The organism is Pseudomonas sp. 3JA, assembly GCF_036961705.1.
In the GTDB taxonomy this organism is placed as follows: Bacteria; Pseudomonadota; Gammaproteobacteria; order Pseudomonadales; family Pseudomonadaceae; genus Aquipseudomonas; species Aquipseudomonas fluorescens_Q.
Map to the genome: position 1 here is coordinate 67,670 of NZ_JBAMDJ010000021.1, position 17,075 is coordinate 84,744.

Sequence of the window (17,075 nt, forward strand, 5' to 3'; positions counted from 1 at the left end):
AGCAAGCTCGCTCCCACAGTACAGTACCTACCGAACCTTAAGCGGCGGCGGATTGCTCCAACGCCACACCCGCCCCCATCAGGCCGGGGTACGGCGCGGTCACCAGCCAGACCGGAATGCCCTTGAAGTAATCGCTCATGCAGCCCTTGTCGGCGAAGCAACGGGCGAAACCGCTTTCGAGGAAGAAATCGGCAAACCGCGGGACCACGCCACCGACGATGTAGACACCGCCGCGCCCGCCCAACGTCAACACATTGTTGCCGGCCACGCGCCCCAGCCAGCGGCAGAACTGCTCGAGCACTTCCAGGGCAATGGGGTCGCCAGCCAGGCCGGCGGCGGTGATGGATTCGGGGGTGTCGAGCACCGGCACATGGCCGTCCACCGCGCAAATGGCCCGGTACACCCGAGGCAAACCGCTGCCGCTCAGGGCGGTTTCGGCGCTGACGTGGCCGATCTCGTTGTAGATGTGCTGCCACAGTTGGGTTTCCCGCGGGCTGCTCAGGGGCAGGTCGACATGGCCGCCCTCCCCCGGCAACGCGGCGAAACGGCCTTCGCCCAAGTCCAGCAACGTACCAACGCCCAGCCCGGTACCCGGGCCGATCACCACTGCCGGGCGCAACGGCTCCGGAGTGCCTTCGCATACGACCCGGTACTCATCGGGACGCAAGCAAGTCATGCCCAGGGCCATGGCCGAGAAATCGTTGACCAGCAACAGCTTCTCCACCTGCAAGGTCTGGCAGAACGCCAGGTTGCTCAGGCGCCAGTGATTGTTGGTAAAGCGAAACTCATCGCCGCTCACGGGACCGGCCACCGACAGGCACACCGAACCGATGGCGCCCGGTTTCAGGCCCAGGCCACTCAGGTACACCTGGATGGCATCTTCCGGGCAGGCATAATCCGCTGTTGCCAGCACCTGGATGTTTTCCAGGGCGTGGTTTTTCCACAGCGCAAAGCGTGCGTTGGTCCCACCGATGTCACCGACCAAAGCCAGTTTCAATTAAGCGTCTCCAGGGCAGAAGTGAAGGCGCTGGCGCCCTGCTCCGCCGAGCTGAAGGCCATGCGCATGAAACCGAACAGCTCGCGGCCGGTGCCGATGTTGTTGCCCAACAGGCCCTTGGCCGGCGTGCGCGCGGCGAATTCCTCGGCGTCCACCTTCAATTCCAAGGTGCCTTTGACGCCATCGACGCGGATGATATCGCCCTCCTGCACCCGGGCCAACGCACCACCGACATAAGCTTCGGGGCTGACATGAATGGCCGCCGGGATTTTCCCCGACGCACCGGACATGCGCCCGTCGGTCACCAGCGCCACTTTGAAGCCACGGTCCTGCAATACGCCGAGGAACGGCGTCATCTTGTGCAGCTCGGGCATGCCGTTGGAGCGCGGACCCTGGAAGCGCATCACCGCGACGAAGTCTTTCTCCAGCAGGCCGGCCTTGAATGCATCAGCCAGGTCCTGCTGATCCTGGAAGACCATGGCCGGGGCTTCGACGACCTGGTTTTCCAGGGCCACAGCCGAGACCTTCATCACGCCACGGCCCAGGTTGCCTTCCATCACCCGCAGGCCGCCTTCAGACGAGAACGCGCGGGCCACCGGGCGCAGGATGTTTTCGTCGAGGCTTTCGATCGGGCCGTCGCGCCACACCAGCTCGCCGTCCTCGAGGAACGGCTCCTGGGTGTAACGGCTCAGGCCGTGACCGAGCACGGTGTTGACGTTTTCGTGGAGCAAACCGGCTTCCAGCAATTCACGGATCAGGAACGACATGCCGCCCGCCGCCTGGAAGTGGTTGATGTCGGCCTTGCCGTTCGGGTAGACATGACTCAGGGTCGGCACCACCTCGGAGAGGTCGGCCATGTCCTGCCAGGTCAGCTGGATACCCGCCGCCATGGCGATGGCCGGCATGTGCAGGGTGTGGTTGGTGGAGCCGCCGGTGGCGTGCAGCGCAACGATGGAGTTGACCAGCGAGCGTTCGTCGACGATCTCGCCGATGGGCATGAAGTTGCCGCTCTGCTTGGTCATGCGCGTGACCTGGAACGCCGCTTCACGGGTCAGGGCATCGCGCAACGGCGTATTCGGGTTGACGAACGAAGCGCCCGGCAAATGCAGGCCCATCACTTCCATCAGCAACTGGTTGGTGTTGGCCGTGCCGTAGAAGGTGCAGGTGCCCGGGCTGTGGTAGGACTTCATCTCCGATTCCAGCAGCTCTTCGCGAGTGGCCTTGCCTTCGGCGTAGCGCTGGCGAACGTCGGCTTTTTCCTTGTTGGAGATGCCGGACACCATCGGTCCGCCGGGTACAAAGATCGTCGGCAAGTGACCGAAGCGCAGCGCACCCATCATCAGGCCCGGGACGATCTTGTCGCAGATACCGAGCATCAGCGCGCCATCGAACATGTTGTGGGACAACGCCACCGCCGTGGACAGCGCGATCACCTCGCGACTCGGCAGGCTCAGTTCCATCCCCGCCTCGCCCTGGGTCACACCGTCGCACATGGCGGGCGTGCCGCCGGCGAACTGGCCGACCGAGCCGATCTCGCGCAAGGCTTTCTTGATCTGTTCCGGGAAGGTTTCGTAAGGCTGGTGGGCCGAGAGCATGTCGTTATAGGAGGACACGATGGCGATGTTGGCGGCGTTCATCATCCGCAGGTGATGTTTGTCTTCGGTGCCGCAACCGGCCACGCCGTGGGCGAAGTTGGCGCATTGCAGCTTGCCGCGCGTCGGCCCGTCGCTGGCTGCATCACGGATCAATGCAAGGTAAGCCTGACGCGTGGCGCGACTGCGGGCGATAAGCCGTTCGGTGACCTCAAGGACGCGGGGATGCATGTGTAGAACTCCAGGCTAACGGGTGTGGCGACCTGATTGTCTATGCTGGTCAAAAGCCCCCTGGCGTTGGGCGACAGGCGGTTTATTGACCATTCGGACCAGTTGATTCAGGTCACTCGTTGTAGATAAAACAAAATATTGCCACTAAAAAGGCTTGTTTTCTATTTTTATGCGAATAATCTTGTAATTCCAACAACAAATCGATGGCGGCGCCGTTAATGACTCTTCGAATCGCAATCAATGGTTTTGGCCGCATCGGCCGCAACGTTCTTCGTGCACTGTATACCCAAGGCTATCGTCGCGACCTGCAGATCGTCGCCATCAACGACCTGGGCGACAGTGCGATCAACGCTCATCTGCTCAAGTTCGACACGGTCCACGGCACTTTCGACGCCGACGTGCAGCACGATCACGAAAGCCTGACGGTCAATGGCGACCGCATCTCGGTCAGCGCCATCCGCAACCCGGCCGAACTGCCTTGGGCCGCTGAAAAAATCGACGTCGTGTTCGAATGCACCGGCCTGTTCACCGACCGTGCCAAGGCAGCCGCGCATATCAGCGCCGGCGCCCGCAAGGTGATCATCTCGGCCCCGGCCAAGGGCGCCGACGCCACCGTGGTGTATGGCGTGAACCACGACATCCTGCGCCAGTCCCACCAGATCATCTCCAACGCTTCGTGCACCACCAACTGCCTGGCCCCGGTGGCCCAGGTGCTGCACCGCGAGCTGGGCATCGAAAGCGGCCTGATGACCACCATCCATGCCTACACCAACGACCAGAACCTGACCGACGTCTACCACAGCGATCCGTACCGCGCCCGCTCGGCCACCCAGAACATGATCCCGAGCAAGACCGGCGCCGCCGAAGCGGTGGGCCTGGTGCTGCCGGAACTGGCAGGCAAGCTGACCGGCATGGCGGTGCGCGTACCGGTGATCAACGTGTCCCTGGTGGACCTGACCGTGCAACTCAAGCGCGAAGCGTCGGCCGAAGAAGTCAACGAACTGCTGCGCCACGCCAGCCAGCATTCGAAGATCCTCGGCTACAACACCCTGCCGCTGGTCTCCAGCGATTTCAACCACAACCCGCTGTCGTCGATCTTCGACGCCAACCACACCAAGGCCAGCGGCAAGCTGCTCAAGGTGCTGGCCTGGTATGACAACGAATGGGGCTTCTCCAACCGTATGCTGGATAACTGCCTGGCGTTGTGTAACGCCGAGTAACTCATTGCTGGCCAATGTGGAGCGGGCCTGTAAGAGCAAACCTTGGGAGCAGGCCTGTGGGAGCAAAGCCTGCTCGCGATGACACCGTCGCATGCAGCACCTGTGCAAGCTTTGAGAACGCTATCGCGAGCAAGCTTTGCTCCCACAGGTTGCGCTCCCCGCATGGCTTGACGTGATGAAATGAAGGCTTGACCCGCAACGTAGATGATAAGCATTATCATCAACTCGAACCGGATCGGGCCCTACCGTGAGTCAATCGCGCTTTCATCACGTTTTCCTCGCCCAACGCACACCGCTGCTGCGCACTCTCGAGCGCATGGTCAGCAACCCCAGTACCGCCGAAGACCTGCTCCAGGAAACCTACCTGCGTGTCACCCGTGCATTGGCCGAACGCACAGTCGAGCACCTCGAACCCTTTGTTTTCCAGACCGCCCGCAACCTGGCGCTGGACCATCTGCGTGCCCGGCGCATCCAGTCGCGGACCTTGCTGGATGACGTACCGCCGGAAGTTGTCCACAACGTCGTCGCCCCCCAGAGCAGTGCCGAGGACGCCGCCCATGCCCAGCAACTGCTCGAACGCCTGAACGTCAGCCTCCAGGCCCTGAGTTCGCGACAACAGCAGATCTTCATTCTCAGCCGCCTGCATGGCCACAGTTACCAACAGATCGCCGAACGCCTGGGCGTCTCCCTGAGCACCGTGCAAAAGGAACTGAAACTGATCATGGCGATCTGTGTGGGTGTGGCTGAACGTAGCCACGGCGAGCAGTGACCCGCCCCCACGCGTCAGGCCATAAGCTGCGTACACGCTTGCCACTTGCTGCGTACAGCTTGTAGCTTGAGCCCATGCCGCTAATACCGAGACCCCACTGTGACGGACAATCTCCGCTCTGCCGAGCCCACTGCGACGCCGGAAACCGCCCATGCCATGGAGCAGGCGCTGGACTGGCTGATCCTGCTGGACACCCCCAGCGAGGAACAGACGCGGCAGTTCCACGCCTGGCTGGCGGCCGATTCGCGCCACGGCGAGGCGTTCGCCCGAGCCCAGGCGATCTGGAACGGCCCGCAGGTGATGGAAAGTGCCCGCCAGCTTGAAGCCGCGCCCAAGGTTACCGCGCTGTCGCGCCTGCGCGCCCACTGGAAACCCCTGGCCACTGCCGCCGTGCTGTTTCTCGGTCTGTTCAACTTCAGCGACCTGCCCCTGCGCCTGCAGGCCGACCACCTGACCGTGGTCGGTGAGCGCCAGCGCCTGCAGTTGGAGGACGGCTCCAAGGTCTTGCTCAACACCGATTCGGCCTTCTCCAGCACGTTCAACGAGCAGCGACATGTGGCGCGCCTGTACAAGGGCGAGGCGTTTTTCGAAGTCCCGGGCAACCGTAACCTGCCGCTGGAAATCGATGCCGGCCCGGTCATGGCCAGCGTCAGCGACACCGCGTTCGCCGTGCGCTACCTCGACGGCGTGGCCCAGGTCCAGGTGCAGCGTGGCGACGTGGACCTGCGGGCCACCCGCAACGACACCCATGTGCGGCTGTCGGCTGGCGAAAGCATCCGCATCGGCCCCAACGGCTTCGACCGCCCGGCCCGGCTCGATGCCAACACCGACCTGGCCTGGGTCCAGGGTCGGCTGGTGTTCGAAAACCGGCCCCTGAGCCAGGTACTGGCCGAGCTGCGACGCTATTACCCCGGCTGGATCATCAACAGTAACGAACAATTGGCCAACGTGGCTGTGACCGGCAACTACCGCCTAGACCAGCCGCTGGACGTGGTCCGTTCGCTGGCCCATATCACCTCGGCGCGGCTTCAGGAGTTCCCGGCGCTGGTGATCCTGAACTAAATGAGAATTATTTTTACTCGATAGGCTCCGCTGATTCGTCTCGTTATAGCCAATGCAATTGATTCGCATCCAACGATGTGGATCTGCACCTATAACAGATGCGACACGGAGCGCTATCGATGTCCTCTCGCCTTACTTGCCGGTTTCTTGCCCCCTCTTGCACGCTGTCACTGCTCACCGCCGCCCTCCTGATGGCCGGCACAGCGCCGCTCGCCCTGGCCGCCACCGCCGTGCAACCCGCTGCACGCAACATGGGCGACTACACCTTTGCCATCGCCCGGCAGCCCCTGGTTTCGGCCCTGAATGCATTCACTGCGGTCACCGGCTGGCAAATCGGGATGCCCGCGGAACTGGCCGCAGGCGTCGCCTCGCCAGGGGTGAACGGCTCGCTGTCACCTGAAAAAGCCCTGGAGCGCCTGTTGGTGGGGACCCACCTGAGCTACCGCAAGCTGGGCGACAACAGCATCGTCCTGGAAAAACGCAGTGCCGGCGGCGCGCTGGAGTTGCAACAAGTAACCATCAGCGCCACCCGCCAGGAACAGGACATCACCAGCGTACCGAGCACGGTCACGGTCCACGACCGCCAGGAACTGGATCGCAACAACGTCAATACCCTCAAGGATCTGGTGCGCTATGAACCAGGCGTATCGGTGGGCGGCGCGGGCCAGCGCGGCGGTATCAGCGGCTACAACATCCGCGGCATCGACGGCAACCGGATCCTGACCCAGGTCGATGGCGTGGAAATTCCCGGCGGCTTCTTCAACGGCCCCTACGCCAAGACCCAGCGCAACTACGTCGACCCGGAAATCATCAAGCGCGCGGAAATCCTGCGCGGTCCGGCCTCGGTGTTGTACGGCAGCAATGCCATTGGCGGTGCCGTCAGCTACTTCACCCTGGATCCGAACGACATCATCAAGCCAGGCGAGGATGTTGGCGCCCGCCTGAAGACCGGCTACAGCTCCGTCGACGAGAGCTGGCTCAAGTCCGCCACCGTCGCTGGCCGTAGCGGGCAGTTCGACGGCCTGTTGCACTACAGCCAGCGCGACGGTCATGAAACCGAATCCTACGGCAGCCACAACGGCACCGGCCTGGACCGCACCGCGGCCAACCCCGAAGACGTGCGCGCCAACAACGTGCTGGCCAAGCTCGGCTGGAACTACAGCGATGACGCACGCCTTGGCCTGGTCTACGAGAAGTACAAGGACGACCGCGACAGCGACCTGAAAAGCGCCTACGGCGGGCCCTACGCCAACGGCCAGCCGGCGATCCCCGACTTTGTACTGCCCGGCGGCATGTACCAGTGGCGCACCGGCAACGACACCATCAGCCGCGAGCGTTTCGGCCTGGAACACAGCTTCGCCCTCGACAGCCTGCTGGCCGATCACATGAAGTGGAGCCTGAATCACCAGGTTGCCAAGACCGACCAGAGCACCGCCGAATTCTACTTCCCCATCACCCGCCAGGTCCTGCGCACCCGGGAGACCCTCTATGAAGAGAAACAGTGGGTCTTCGACGCGCAACTGGAAAAGGCCTTCAGTGTCGCCGACACCGATCACGCGCTGACTTACGGCACTACCCTCAAGCAACAGAAAGTCACCGGCTCGCGCAGCGGCAATGGTGTGTGCCTGGCGGTTGGCGTCGGTTGCTCCGCGGTAGGCGCCATCAGCACCCGGGACGTGTTGGCAAAAGCCAGCGACTTCCCGGACCCGACCATCAACACCTACAGCCTGTTCGCCCAGGACCAGATCAGTTGGGAGCGCTGGACCTTCATGCCAGGCCTGCGCTACGACTACACCCGGCTCAAGCCGCACCTGACCGAGGAATTCCTCAACACCGTGGACCCTACCGGCGGCGGTACAGTCAGCGGCAAGAACAAGACCTGGCATCGCGTCTCACCGAAGTTCGGCCTGACCTACGCCCTGAGCGATGAGTACACCTGGTACGGCCAGTACGCCGAAGGTTTCCGCACCCCGACCGCCAAGGCCCTGTACGGTCGTTTCGAGAACACCGACACCGGCTATAGCGTAGAACCCAACCCCGATCTGGAACCGGAAAAAAGCAAGAGCTACGAGACCGGCCTGCGCGGCCGTTTCGATTCCGGCTCGTTCGACGTGGCGGTGTTCTACAACAAGTACCGCGACTTCATCAACGAGGACGCCATCAACCCTGGCGCCGATCAGTTGACCTTCCAGAGCAACAACATCAAGCACGCCACCATCAAGGGCGCCGAGGCCAGGGGACGCTTGGAGCTGGAGGTGTTTGGCGCACCGAAGGGCTTGTACACCCAAGGCTCGGTGGCCTACGCGTACGGTCGCAACAACGACACCGGCGAGCCGCTCAACAGCATCAACCCGCTGACCGGTGTGTTCGGCCTGGGCTACGACCAAGACCGCTACGGCACTTTGCTCAGTTGGACCTTGGTCAAGAAAAAGGACCGGGTCGACGACAGCAACTTCAACTCGCCTGATGGCGTGAGCAGCCAGTTCAAGACACCGGGTTTCGGCATCCTCGACCTGAGCGGTTTCTACAAGGTGACCGACGACGTCACCGTCAGTGGCGGCCTCTACAACCTCACTGACAAGAAGTACTGGCGGTGGGATGACGTGCGCGGCTACGACAGCGTCGGCGAAGCGGCGGTGCTGAACCCCGCCAACCTCGATCGTCTGACGGCGCCGGGGCGTAACTTCGCGGTGAACCTGATCTGGGATATCTGACCCAGGCCCAAGGATTTCCCCTGTGGCGAGGGAGCTTGCTCCCGCTGGGCTGCGCAGCAGGCCCATTTTTGTGAGTGCTTCGCACTCAAGCGGGAGCAAGCTCCCTCGCCACACAATGTGCTCACTCAAAGGATTTTTTTCATGAATACCCTGCGCCCCACTTCACGCTCCCAACGCCTGAACCAGATCACCCACGAGCCTCACAGCAAGCTCGACGCCCTGGTCAAGGCCCACGCCCCGTTCGAAACCCCGGCCAGCTTCGCCCGTTTCGTCGTTGCCCAGTACCTGTTCCAGTCGGAACTGGTGGCGCTGTACAACGACGCCGAACTGTCCGCCCTGATTCCCGACCTCCCGGCCCGATGCAGGGCGGAAGCGGCCAAGGCGGATCTGGCAGACCTGGACACCGAAATCCCTGCGCCAGTGGCCGGTGCGGTGAAAAACCCGACCCGGGCCGAAGCCCTGGGCTGGCTGTTCGTCTCCGAAGGCTCCAAGCTCGGCGCCGCGTTCTTGATCAAGCGTGCCGTGGGCCTGGGGTTGAGCGAGACCTTCGGCGCCCGGCACCTGGCAGAACCTGCCGGTGGGCGCGCCGAAGGCTGGAAAACCTTCACCCGCACCCTCGACAGCCTGGCCTTTACCGAACAGCAGGAAGCCGAGGCGGACAAAGGTGCGCTGGATGCCTTCAACCGGTTTACGGTGTTGCTGGAACAGGCTTATGCAGCCGACCTGGCCTGACTCATACCGCTCCCGCAGGAGATTTAGGGTGGATGCCTATCTTCAGCCCCCCAGAAACCAGTGTGGGAGCGAGCTTGCTCGCTCCCACAGAGATTGTGCATGACTGGAAAACGCTGATGAGCCGTCCCTCGAAACTCACCCAACTGCTCTTCGCCCTGCTCGCCTACGCTAGCCTGGGCATTGGCCTGGTCGCCATCGTCGTGCCTGGCTTGCCGACGACCGAGTTCATCCTGCTGGCCGCCTGGGCCGCGACCCGCAGTTCGCCGCGCCTGAGCGCCTGGCTGGAGAACCATCGTCTGTTCGGGCCGATTCTGCACAACTGGCGCAACGGCAAGGTTATCCCGCGCCGGGCCAAGGTCGGTGCCACTACCAGCATGCTGCTCTGCGCAGGCTTGATGCTGGTGCTGCTCGACCACGCCTGGCCGGTTTACCTCGCGCTCGCCGGCATGGGCCTGGGCAATCTGTGGATCTGGTCGCGCCCGGAACAGGCACGGGGCTCTTGTGGCGAGGGAGCTTGTTCCCGCTGGGCCGCAAAGCGGCCCCCAACGGATTTTTGATCTATGATCGCCCTCTCGTACTGGAGGGCTTTCGATGTCAGATCTGCTCACGTCCATGCAAACCGCACTCGGCTTGCCCACGACCCCGATCACCTTCGCTGGCGATGGCGCGCTGCCCTCGGCCTTCGCCGTCACGGAGCTGGCCAGCGCCAGCATCGCCGTGGCCGGCCAGGCGACCGCCGAACTCATCCAGCAACAAACCACTCGCCTGCCACCTGTCGAGGTCGACCGACGCCTGGCGTCGTTCTGGTTCTCCACCTCCCTGCGCCCCATCGGCTGGAGCGTGCCGCCGATGTGGGACCCGGTGGCCGGCGACTACGCCAGCGCCGACGGCTGGATTCGCCTGCACACCAACGCACCGCATCATCGCCTTGCGGCGGAAAAAGTCCTCGGCACCTGCACCGACCGCGCCGACATGGCGGCCAGGGTGGCCCGATGGAACAAGGCCGAGCTGGAACAGGCCGTGGTCGACGCAGGCGGTTGTGCCGCCGAGATGCGTTCATGGCAAGCGTGGCAGGCCCATCCCCAAGGGCTGGCGGTGAACGCTGAGCCGCTGGTGCACCTGAGTGAAACGACTGGAGAGCAGCGCAAACCCTGGCTCGGCTCCGTGACCCAGCCACTGGCGGGCCTCAAGGTGCTGGATTTGACCCGCGTGCTGGCCGGCCCCGTCGCCAGCCGCTTCCTCGCCGGCCTGGGGGCCGACGTGCTGCGCATCGACCCGCCGACCTGGAACGAACCCGGCGTGGTGCCGGAAGTCACCCTGGGCAAACGCTGCGCCCGCCTCGACCTGCATCGGGCCGATGATCGCGCGGCATTCGAGGCACTGCTCAAGGACACCGACATCCTTTTGCACGGCTACCGTGCCGACGCCCTGGAACGCCTGGGCTACGGCGCCGAGCAGCGCCGGCAGATGGCCCCGGGCCTGATCGACGTCAGCCTCAATGCCTATGGCTGGAGCGGCCCGTGGCAGAACCGGCGCGGCTTCGACAGCCTGGTGCAAATGAGCAGCGGCATTGCCGAAGCCGGCATGGGCTGGAAACACACCGACAAACCGACACCGCTGCCGGTGCAGGCGCTGGATCATGGCACCGGCTATCTGCTGGCGGCCAGCGCCCTGGTGCTGTTGTCCCGGCGCCTGGCAAGCAGTCAGGGCGGCTCGGCACGCCTGTCACTGGCACGCACGGCGAAGCTGTTGATCGAACGTGGCGCAGGGGATTCGACCCTATTGCGAGCCGAGGCTGAGGATGATCAGGGCCTGGTGGTCGAACAGACGCCATGGGGACCGGCCCATCGCTTGCATGTGCCCTTGAAAATCACCGGGACGCCGCTGCAATGGGCCTTGCCAGCGGCGGAACTGGGCGCGCATCGGGCACGGTGGTGACGCTCACTACCGGTTAAAAAATGCCCTTTGTGGCGAGGGAGCTTGCTCCCGCTGGGCTGCGCAGCAGCCCCCTCCAAAAGCCACTACAATCAGCTTGAAACACCGCGTCGTCGGGCCTCGGGGCCGCTGCGCGCCCCAGCGGGAGCAAGCTCCCTCGCCACAAGAGTCCGCCTCGACAACATGGTAGCCTCACAACGCCAAAAACCCACTGTACAACCCATAAGCCGCGATGCCCGCCCCTGACATCACGCAAGCAAATATTCCCTTTTCCACATGGGTGAACAAGGGCTGTCCCTGCTCGCGCTTGGCCTGGGCAAACAGGATCACCCCGGGCGCATACAACAGCGCCGACAGCAGCAGGTATTTCACGCCTCCGGCATACAGCAGCCACACCGCGTAGCACAGCGCGACACCACCGATGCACAGGTCTTTCATGCGCCGTGCCGAGCCCTGTTCGTAGGTTTCCCCCCGGGCGCAAAGCAGCACCGCATAAGCCGCCGACCACAGGTACGGCACCAGGATCATCGACGAGGCGAGGTAGATCAGGCTGGTGTAGGTGCCTGCGGAAAACAGAGTGATCAGCAAAAACAGCTGGATCATGCCATTGGTCAGCCACAGCGCGTTGACCGGCGCACGGTTGGCATTCTCCTTGGTCAGGAACGCCGGCATGGTCTTGTCCCGGGCGGTGGCGTAGAGGATTTCAGCGCACAACAGCGCCCAGGACAGCAGGGCTCCCAGCAGTGAAACCGCCAGCCCCAGGCTGATCAGCAACGCGCCCCAGGGCCCGACAATGTGCTCCAGCACACCGACCAAGGATGGGTTCTGCAACTGCGCCAGTTCCGGCTGGCTCATGACCCCCAGGGACAACACATTCACCAGCACCAGCAGCGCCAATACCCCGAGAAACCCGATCACCGTCGCACGCCCTACGTCCGCACGTCTTTCTGCCCGTGCCGAATAGACGCTGGCGCCTTCGATGCCGATAAACACGAACACCGTCACCAGCATCATGTTGCGCACCTGGTCCATCACACTGCCCAGGTCCGGATTCATCGCGCCCCAGATATCCCGGGTGAAAACCTCGGCCTTGAAGGCCACGGCGGCCATGACGACGAACATCAACAGCGGCACGACCTTGGCCACGGTGGTCACTAGATTGATGAAGGCCGCCTCCTGGATCCCGCGCAGCACCAGGAAATGCACCGCCCACAGCAACAACGACGCACAGCCGATGGCCACCGGCGTATTGCCTTGGCCGAACACCGGGAAGAAGTAGCCCAAGGTACTGAACAGCAGCACGAAGTAACCGACATTGCCCATCCAGGCACTGATCCAGTAGCCCCAGGCAGACGAGAAGCCCATATAGTCACCGAAGCCGGCCTTGGCATAGGCGTACACGCCCGAATTCAATTCCGGCTTGCGATTGGCCAGGGTCTGGAACACGAAGGCCAGGGTCAGCATGCCGATGGCGGTGATGGCCCAGCCGATCAGCACCGCGCCGACATCGGCCCGGGCCGCCATGTTTTGCGGCAGGGAAAAAATCCCGCCGCCGATCATTGACCCCACCACCAGTGCGATCAGTGCGCCCAAGGGCAACTTTTCAATCGGCTGCGGCATCTTCTCTCACTATTAAATTAAGTAAATAAAGCGACATAACGTTTTTGAATAACGTCATCCACACAAAGTCCAAAGACTTATGACCCGGCCATTCTCCAAGGCCCTAATTAAAAAGACCATGACACCCCATCATTATTGTCACGAACGCAGCCTACAAAATAGTTGCGACTCAGTGGAAATCAACTAGCGTGAATAATCCTGCGGCAAGAAAACCTTCACAAATCCTTTGCCAAAGGCCCTGAAACGGGCCTTTCGAGCAACTTCAAGACGCCAACGGACGGTGTTAACTCCTTCATTAACAATGGAATGTTGCCATGCACTGATCCAGATCAGCTATTCAACTTTCAAATCGACTTAGTCTGTTGACTCTCTTCTCCTGCACTGGAGTCTCGCAAATGTCTGATACCCCCGGAAAACTTCGATTAGGTGCGTTGGTTGCACTGGTTGTCGGCTCCATGATCGGCGGCGGGATCTTTTCCCTGCCACAAAACATGGCCGCCAGCGCCGACGTCGGTGCGGTGCTGATCGGCTGGGCCATCACCGCCGTCGGCATGCTGACCCTGGCCTTCGTGTTCCAGACCCTGGCCAACCGCAAACCCGATCTGGACGGCGGGGTGTATGCCTACGCCAAGGCCGGTTTCGGCGACTACATGGGTTTTTCCTCCGCCTGGGGTTACTGGATCAGCGCCTGGCTGGGCAACGTCGGCTACTTCGTGCTGCTGTTCAGCACCCTGGGCTACTTCTTCCCAATCTTTGGTGAAGGCAACACCGTTGCGGCGGTAATCAGCGCCTCGGTGTTGTTGTGGGCAGTGCACTGGCTGGTGCTGCGCGGCATCAAGGAAGCCGCGTTCATCAACCTCGTCACCACCGTGGCCAAGGTCGTGCCGCTGGTGTTGTTCGTGCTGATCGCGGTGTTCGCCTTCAAGCTCGATATCTTCACCGCCGACATCTGGGGCTTGAAGAATCCGGACCTGGGCAGCGTGATGAACCAGGTGCGGCACATGATGCTGGTCACCGTGTGGGTGTTCATCGGCATCGAGGGCGCGAGTATTTTTTCCGCCCGCGCAGAGAAACGTACCGACGTGGGCAAGGCCACCGTCATCGGCTTCATCACCGTACTGCTGTTCCTGGTACTGGTGAACGTGCTGTCCCTGGGCATCATGACCCAGCCTGAACTGGCGAAGTTGCAGAACCCGTCCATGGCCGCCGTGCTGGAGCATGTCGTGGGGCACTGGGGCGCGGTGCTGATCAGCGTCGGCCTGATCATCTCGCTGCTCGGCGCCCTGCTGTCCTGGGTATTGCTGTGCGCCGAGATCATGTTCGCCGCCGCCAAAGACCACACCATGCCCGAGTTCCTGCGCCGGGAAAACGCCAACCACGTACCGGCCAACGCCCTGTGGCTGACCAACGCAATGGTCCAGCTGTTTTTGGTCATCACCCTGTTCTCGGCCAGCACCTACCTGTCACTGATCTACCTCGCCACTTCGATGATCCTGGTGCCGTACCTGTGGTCGGCGGCCTACGCCGTGCTGCTGGCGGTGCGCGGCGAGACCTACGAAGGCTTCGCGGCCGAGCGGCGCAAGGACCTGATCATCGGCGCTGTCGCCCTGATCTACGCCGTATGGCTGCTGTACGCCGGCGGGATCAAGTACCTGCTGCTCTCGGCCCTGCTCTATGCCCCCGGCGCGATCCTGTTCGCCAAGGCCAAGCGCGAGTTGGGCAAACCGATTTTCACCTCTGTCGAGAAGCTGATTTTCGCCGCAGTGATCGCAGGCGCCCTGGTGGCGGCCTACGGGCTCTACGACGGCTTCCTGACCTTGTAGTTGGCTGATTGTTCTAACTGGAGGATTTGTAATGACCACGGAAAAAGTGAAATACGGCGTGCATTCCGAAGCCGGCAAATTACGTAAAGTCATGGTGTGTTCCCCAGGCCTGGCCCACCAGCGGCTGACCCCGAACAACTGCGACGAGCTGCTGTTCGACGATGTGATCTGGGTCAACCAGGCCAAGCGCGATCATTTCGATTTCGTCACCAAGATGCGCGAGCGCGACATCGACGTGCTGGAAATGCACAACCTACTGACCGACATCGTCGCCATCCCCGAAGCCCTGGACTGGATCCTGCAGCGCAAGATCACCGCCAACTCGGTGGGCCTGGGCCTGGTGAATGAAGTCGGTTCGTGGCTGCGCAGCCTGGAGCCACGCCATATCGCCGAATTCCTGATTGGCGGCGTCTCGGCCGATGACCTGCCGGACAGCTTCGGTGGCAAGACCATTCAGATGTTCCGCGACTTCCTCGGGCACTCCAGCTTCATCCTGCCGCCGCTGCCCAACACCCAGTTCACCCGCGACACCACCTGCTGGATCTACGGCGGCGTGACCCTGAACCCGATGTATTGGCCGGCGCGGCGCCAGGAAACCCTGCTGGCCAGCGCCATCTACAAATTCCATCCCGAGTTCACGAACGCCGACTTCCAGGTCTGGTACGGCGACCCGGACCAGGAGCACGGCAACGCCACCCTTGAAGGCGGCGACGTGATGCCCATCGGCAACGGCGTGGTGCTGATCGGCATGGGCGAACGTTCGTCCCGCCAGGCCATCGGCCAACTGGCGCTGAACCTGTTCAAGCACAAGGCCGTGGAACGGGTGATCGTCGCCGGCTTGCCGAAATCCCGCGCGGCCATGCACCTGGACACCGTGTTCAGCTTCTGCGACCGCGACCTGGTCACGATTTTCCCCGAAGTGGTGAGCCAGATCGTCGCCTTCTCCCTGCGCCCTGACGAGAGCAAGCCCGGCGGCATCGATGTGCGTCGCGAGGACGGCAGCTTCCTCGATACCGTGGCCGCGGCCCTCAAGCTGCCGGCGCTGCGGGTGGTGGAAACCGGCGGCAACAGCTTCGCCGCCGAACGCGAACAATGGGACGACGGTAACAACGTAGTGGCCGTGGAGCCGGGCGTAGTGATCGGCTACGACCGAAACACCTACACCAACACCCTGCTGCGCAAGGCCGGTGTGGAAGTCATCACCATCAGCGCCAGCGAACTGGGCCGGGGCCGTGGCGGTGGTCACTGCATGACCTGCCCGATCATCCGCGACCCGATCGATTACTGACCTTTGAGCCTGGGCCGGTATCGATCCGATACCCGCCCAGGGGATAACCTACACCTGAGGAGATCCACATCATGGCGTTCAACATGCGCAACCGCAGCCTGCTGAGCTTGATGCACCACACCAACCGCGAGCTGCACTTTCTGCTGGACCTGTCCCGCGACCTCAAGCGTGCCAAGTACACCGGCACCGAACAACCGCACCTCAAGGGCAAGAACATCGCGCTGATCTTCGAAAAGACCTCGACCCGCACCCGCTGCGCCTTTGAAGTGGCAGCCCATGACCAGGGCGCCCACGTCACCTACATCGACCCGGTTTCATCGCAGATCGGTCACAAGGAAAGCATGAAAGACACCGCCCGGGTCCTGGGGCGGATGTTCGACGCCATCGAGTACCGGGGCTTCGAACAGGAGATCGTCGAGGAACTGGCCAAGTTCGCCGGCGTGCCGGTGTTCAACGGCCTGACCGCCGAATTCCACCCCACCCAGATGATCGCCGACACCCTGACCATGCGCGAACACAGTGACAAGCCGCTGCATGACATCAGCTACGCCTACCTGGGCGATGCCCGCTACAACATGGGCAATTCGCTGCTGATGATCGGCGCCAAACTGGGCATGGACGTGCGCATCGGCGCGCCGAAAGCCTTGTGGCCGCATCAGGACTTCATCGACCAGTGCCAGGCCTTCGCCGCCGAAAGTGGCGCGCGCCTCACCATCACCGAAGACCCGAAGGAAGCCGTCAAGGGCGTGGACTTCATCCACACCGACATCTGGGTGTCCATGGGCGAGCCGGTGGAAGCCTGGGATGAGCGCATCGAGCAATTGCTGCCCTACCAGGTCAATGCGCAAATGATGAAAGCCTCGGGCAACCCGCGGGTGAAATTCATGCACTGCCTGCCAGCGTTCCATAACAGCGAAACCAAGGTCGGCAAGGACATCGCCGCCCGTTACCCGAACCTGGCCAATGGCGTGGAAGTGACCGAGGAGGTCTTCGAATCGCCGGCCAACATCGCCTTCGAGCAAGCGGAAAACCGCATGCACACCATCAAGGCGATCCTGGTCTCGGCGTTGGCGGATATCTGAAACCAACGCA

General features: G+C 62.6%; 13 protein-coding genes. 10 read left to right on the forward strand and 3 right to left on the reverse strand.

Features of this window, described 5'->3' with window-relative positions; translation table 11 throughout:
* Positions 1–37: 37 nt before the first annotated feature.
* Entirely contained in the window at positions 38–997 is a 960-nt protein-coding gene (locus V7773_RS17485; RefSeq protein WP_092144235.1) for a glucokinase, read from the reverse strand.
* The gene (gene edd, locus V7773_RS17490) at positions 994–2,820 is read right to left on the reverse strand and encodes a phosphogluconate dehydratase (RefSeq protein WP_336074264.1); all 1,827 of its coding nucleotides are present in this window, start codon (positions 2,818–2,820) and stop codon (positions 994–996) included. Before edd ends, V7773_RS17485 begins: the two co-directional genes overlap by 4 nt.
* Before the next feature lie 218 nt (positions 2,821–3,038).
* Here edd and gap point away from each other — a divergent pair, with 218 nt between their 5' ends.
* The 7 genes from gap to V7773_RS17525 all read left to right on the forward strand — a co-directional run bounded on the left by gap (position 3,039) and on the right by V7773_RS17525 (position 11,255).
* Entirely contained in the window at positions 3,039–4,040 is a 1,002-nt protein-coding gene (gene gap / locus V7773_RS17495; RefSeq protein WP_003184623.1) for a type I glyceraldehyde-3-phosphate dehydrogenase, read from the forward strand.
* 247 nt (positions 4,041–4,287) lie between these two features.
* A complete protein-coding gene (locus V7773_RS17500) occupies positions 4,288–4,809 on the forward strand; it encodes an RNA polymerase sigma factor (protein WP_063322642.1) in 522 nt (173 codons plus the stop codon).
* 99 nt (positions 4,810–4,908) lie between these two features.
* Positions 4,909–5,871, forward strand: a complete 963-nt coding sequence (locus tag V7773_RS17505) for a FecR family protein (RefSeq protein ID WP_092223158.1) — start codon at positions 4,909–4,911, stop codon at positions 5,869–5,871.
* 119 nt (positions 5,872–5,990) lie between these two features.
* Positions 5,991–8,585, forward strand: coding sequence for a TonB-dependent receptor (locus tag V7773_RS17510; protein ID WP_336074265.1), 2,595 nt, complete (start codon positions 5,991–5,993; stop codon positions 8,583–8,585).
* Positions 8,586–8,726: 141 nt separating this feature from the next.
* Complete coding sequence (locus V7773_RS17515) at positions 8,727–9,317, forward strand: biliverdin-producing heme oxygenase (protein WP_092223162.1); 591 nt, start codon at positions 8,727–8,729, stop codon at positions 9,315–9,317.
* Between the two features lie 116 nt (positions 9,318–9,433).
* Positions 9,434–9,874 carry a YbaN family protein gene (locus V7773_RS17520; RefSeq protein WP_336074267.1) on the forward strand — a complete coding sequence of 147 codons (441 nt, stop codon included), beginning with the start codon at positions 9,434–9,436 and terminating at the stop codon, positions 9,872–9,874.
* 34 nt (positions 9,875–9,908) lie between these two features.
* Positions 9,909–11,255 (forward strand): CoA transferase, encoded by a 1,347-nt coding sequence (locus V7773_RS17525; RefSeq protein ID WP_336074269.1) that lies wholly within the window; start codon positions 9,909–9,911, stop codon positions 11,253–11,255.
* 189 nt (positions 11,256–11,444) lie between these two features.
* On the opposite strand, the gene arcD (V7773_RS17530) is transcribed toward V7773_RS17525, so the two are convergent.
* Positions 11,445–12,872 carry an arginine-ornithine antiporter gene (gene arcD, locus V7773_RS17530; protein ID WP_336074270.1) on the reverse strand — a complete coding sequence of 476 codons (1,428 nt, stop codon included), beginning with the start codon at positions 12,870–12,872 and terminating at the stop codon, positions 11,445–11,447.
* A 395-nt stretch (positions 12,873–13,267) separates the two neighbouring features.
* On the opposite strand from arcD (V7773_RS17530), the gene arcD (V7773_RS17535) reads away from it, so the two are divergent.
* The 3 genes from arcD (V7773_RS17535) to V7773_RS17545 all read left to right on the forward strand — a co-directional run bounded on the left by arcD (V7773_RS17535) (position 13,268) and on the right by V7773_RS17545 (position 17,065).
* Complete coding sequence (arcD, locus tag V7773_RS17535; RefSeq protein ID WP_336074271.1) at positions 13,268–14,695, forward strand: arginine-ornithine antiporter; 1,428 nt, start codon at positions 13,268–13,270, stop codon at positions 14,693–14,695.
* A gap of 31 nt (positions 14,696–14,726) precedes the next feature.
* Positions 14,727–15,983, forward strand: a complete 1,257-nt coding sequence (gene arcA, locus V7773_RS17540) for an arginine deiminase (protein ID WP_092144217.1) — start codon at positions 14,727–14,729, stop codon at positions 15,981–15,983.
* Positions 15,984–16,054: 71 nt separating this feature from the next.
* Entirely contained in the window at positions 16,055–17,065 is a 1,011-nt protein-coding gene (locus V7773_RS17545; protein ID WP_014336901.1) for an ornithine carbamoyltransferase, read from the forward strand.
* Positions 17,066–17,075 lie beyond the last annotated feature (10 nt).

Excerpts from the sequence above, each read along its gene's own strand:
- edd (WP_336074264.1), bottom strand. The coding sequence starts at position 2,820 with ATGCATCCCCGCGTCCTTGAGGTCACCGAACGGCTTATCGCCCGCAGT.
- gap (WP_003184623.1), top strand. The coding sequence starts at position 3,039 with ATGACTCTTCGAATCGCAATCAATGGTTTTGGCCGCATCGGCCGCAAC.
- V7773_RS17510 (WP_336074265.1), top strand. The coding sequence starts at position 5,991 with ATGTCCTCTCGCCTTACTTGCCGGTTTCTTGCCCCCTCTTGCACGCTG.
- V7773_RS17515 (WP_092223162.1), top strand. The coding sequence starts at position 8,727 with ATGAATACCCTGCGCCCCACTTCACGCTCCCAACGCCTGAACCAGATC.
- V7773_RS17520 (WP_336074267.1), top strand. The coding sequence starts at position 9,434 with ATGAGCCGTCCCTCGAAACTCACCCAACTGCTCTTCGCCCTGCTCGCC.
- V7773_RS17525 (WP_336074269.1), top strand. The coding sequence starts at position 9,909 with ATGTCAGATCTGCTCACGTCCATGCAAACCGCACTCGGCTTGCCCACG.
- arcD (WP_336074270.1), bottom strand. The coding sequence starts at position 12,872 with ATGCCGCAGCCGATTGAAAAGTTGCCCTTGGGCGCACTGATCGCACTG.
- arcD (WP_336074271.1), top strand. The coding sequence starts at position 13,268 with ATGTCTGATACCCCCGGAAAACTTCGATTAGGTGCGTTGGTTGCACTG.
- arcA (WP_092144217.1), top strand. The coding sequence starts at position 14,727 with ATGACCACGGAAAAAGTGAAATACGGCGTGCATTCCGAAGCCGGCAAA.
- V7773_RS17545 (WP_014336901.1), top strand. The coding sequence starts at position 16,055 with ATGGCGTTCAACATGCGCAACCGCAGCCTGCTGAGCTTGATGCACCAC.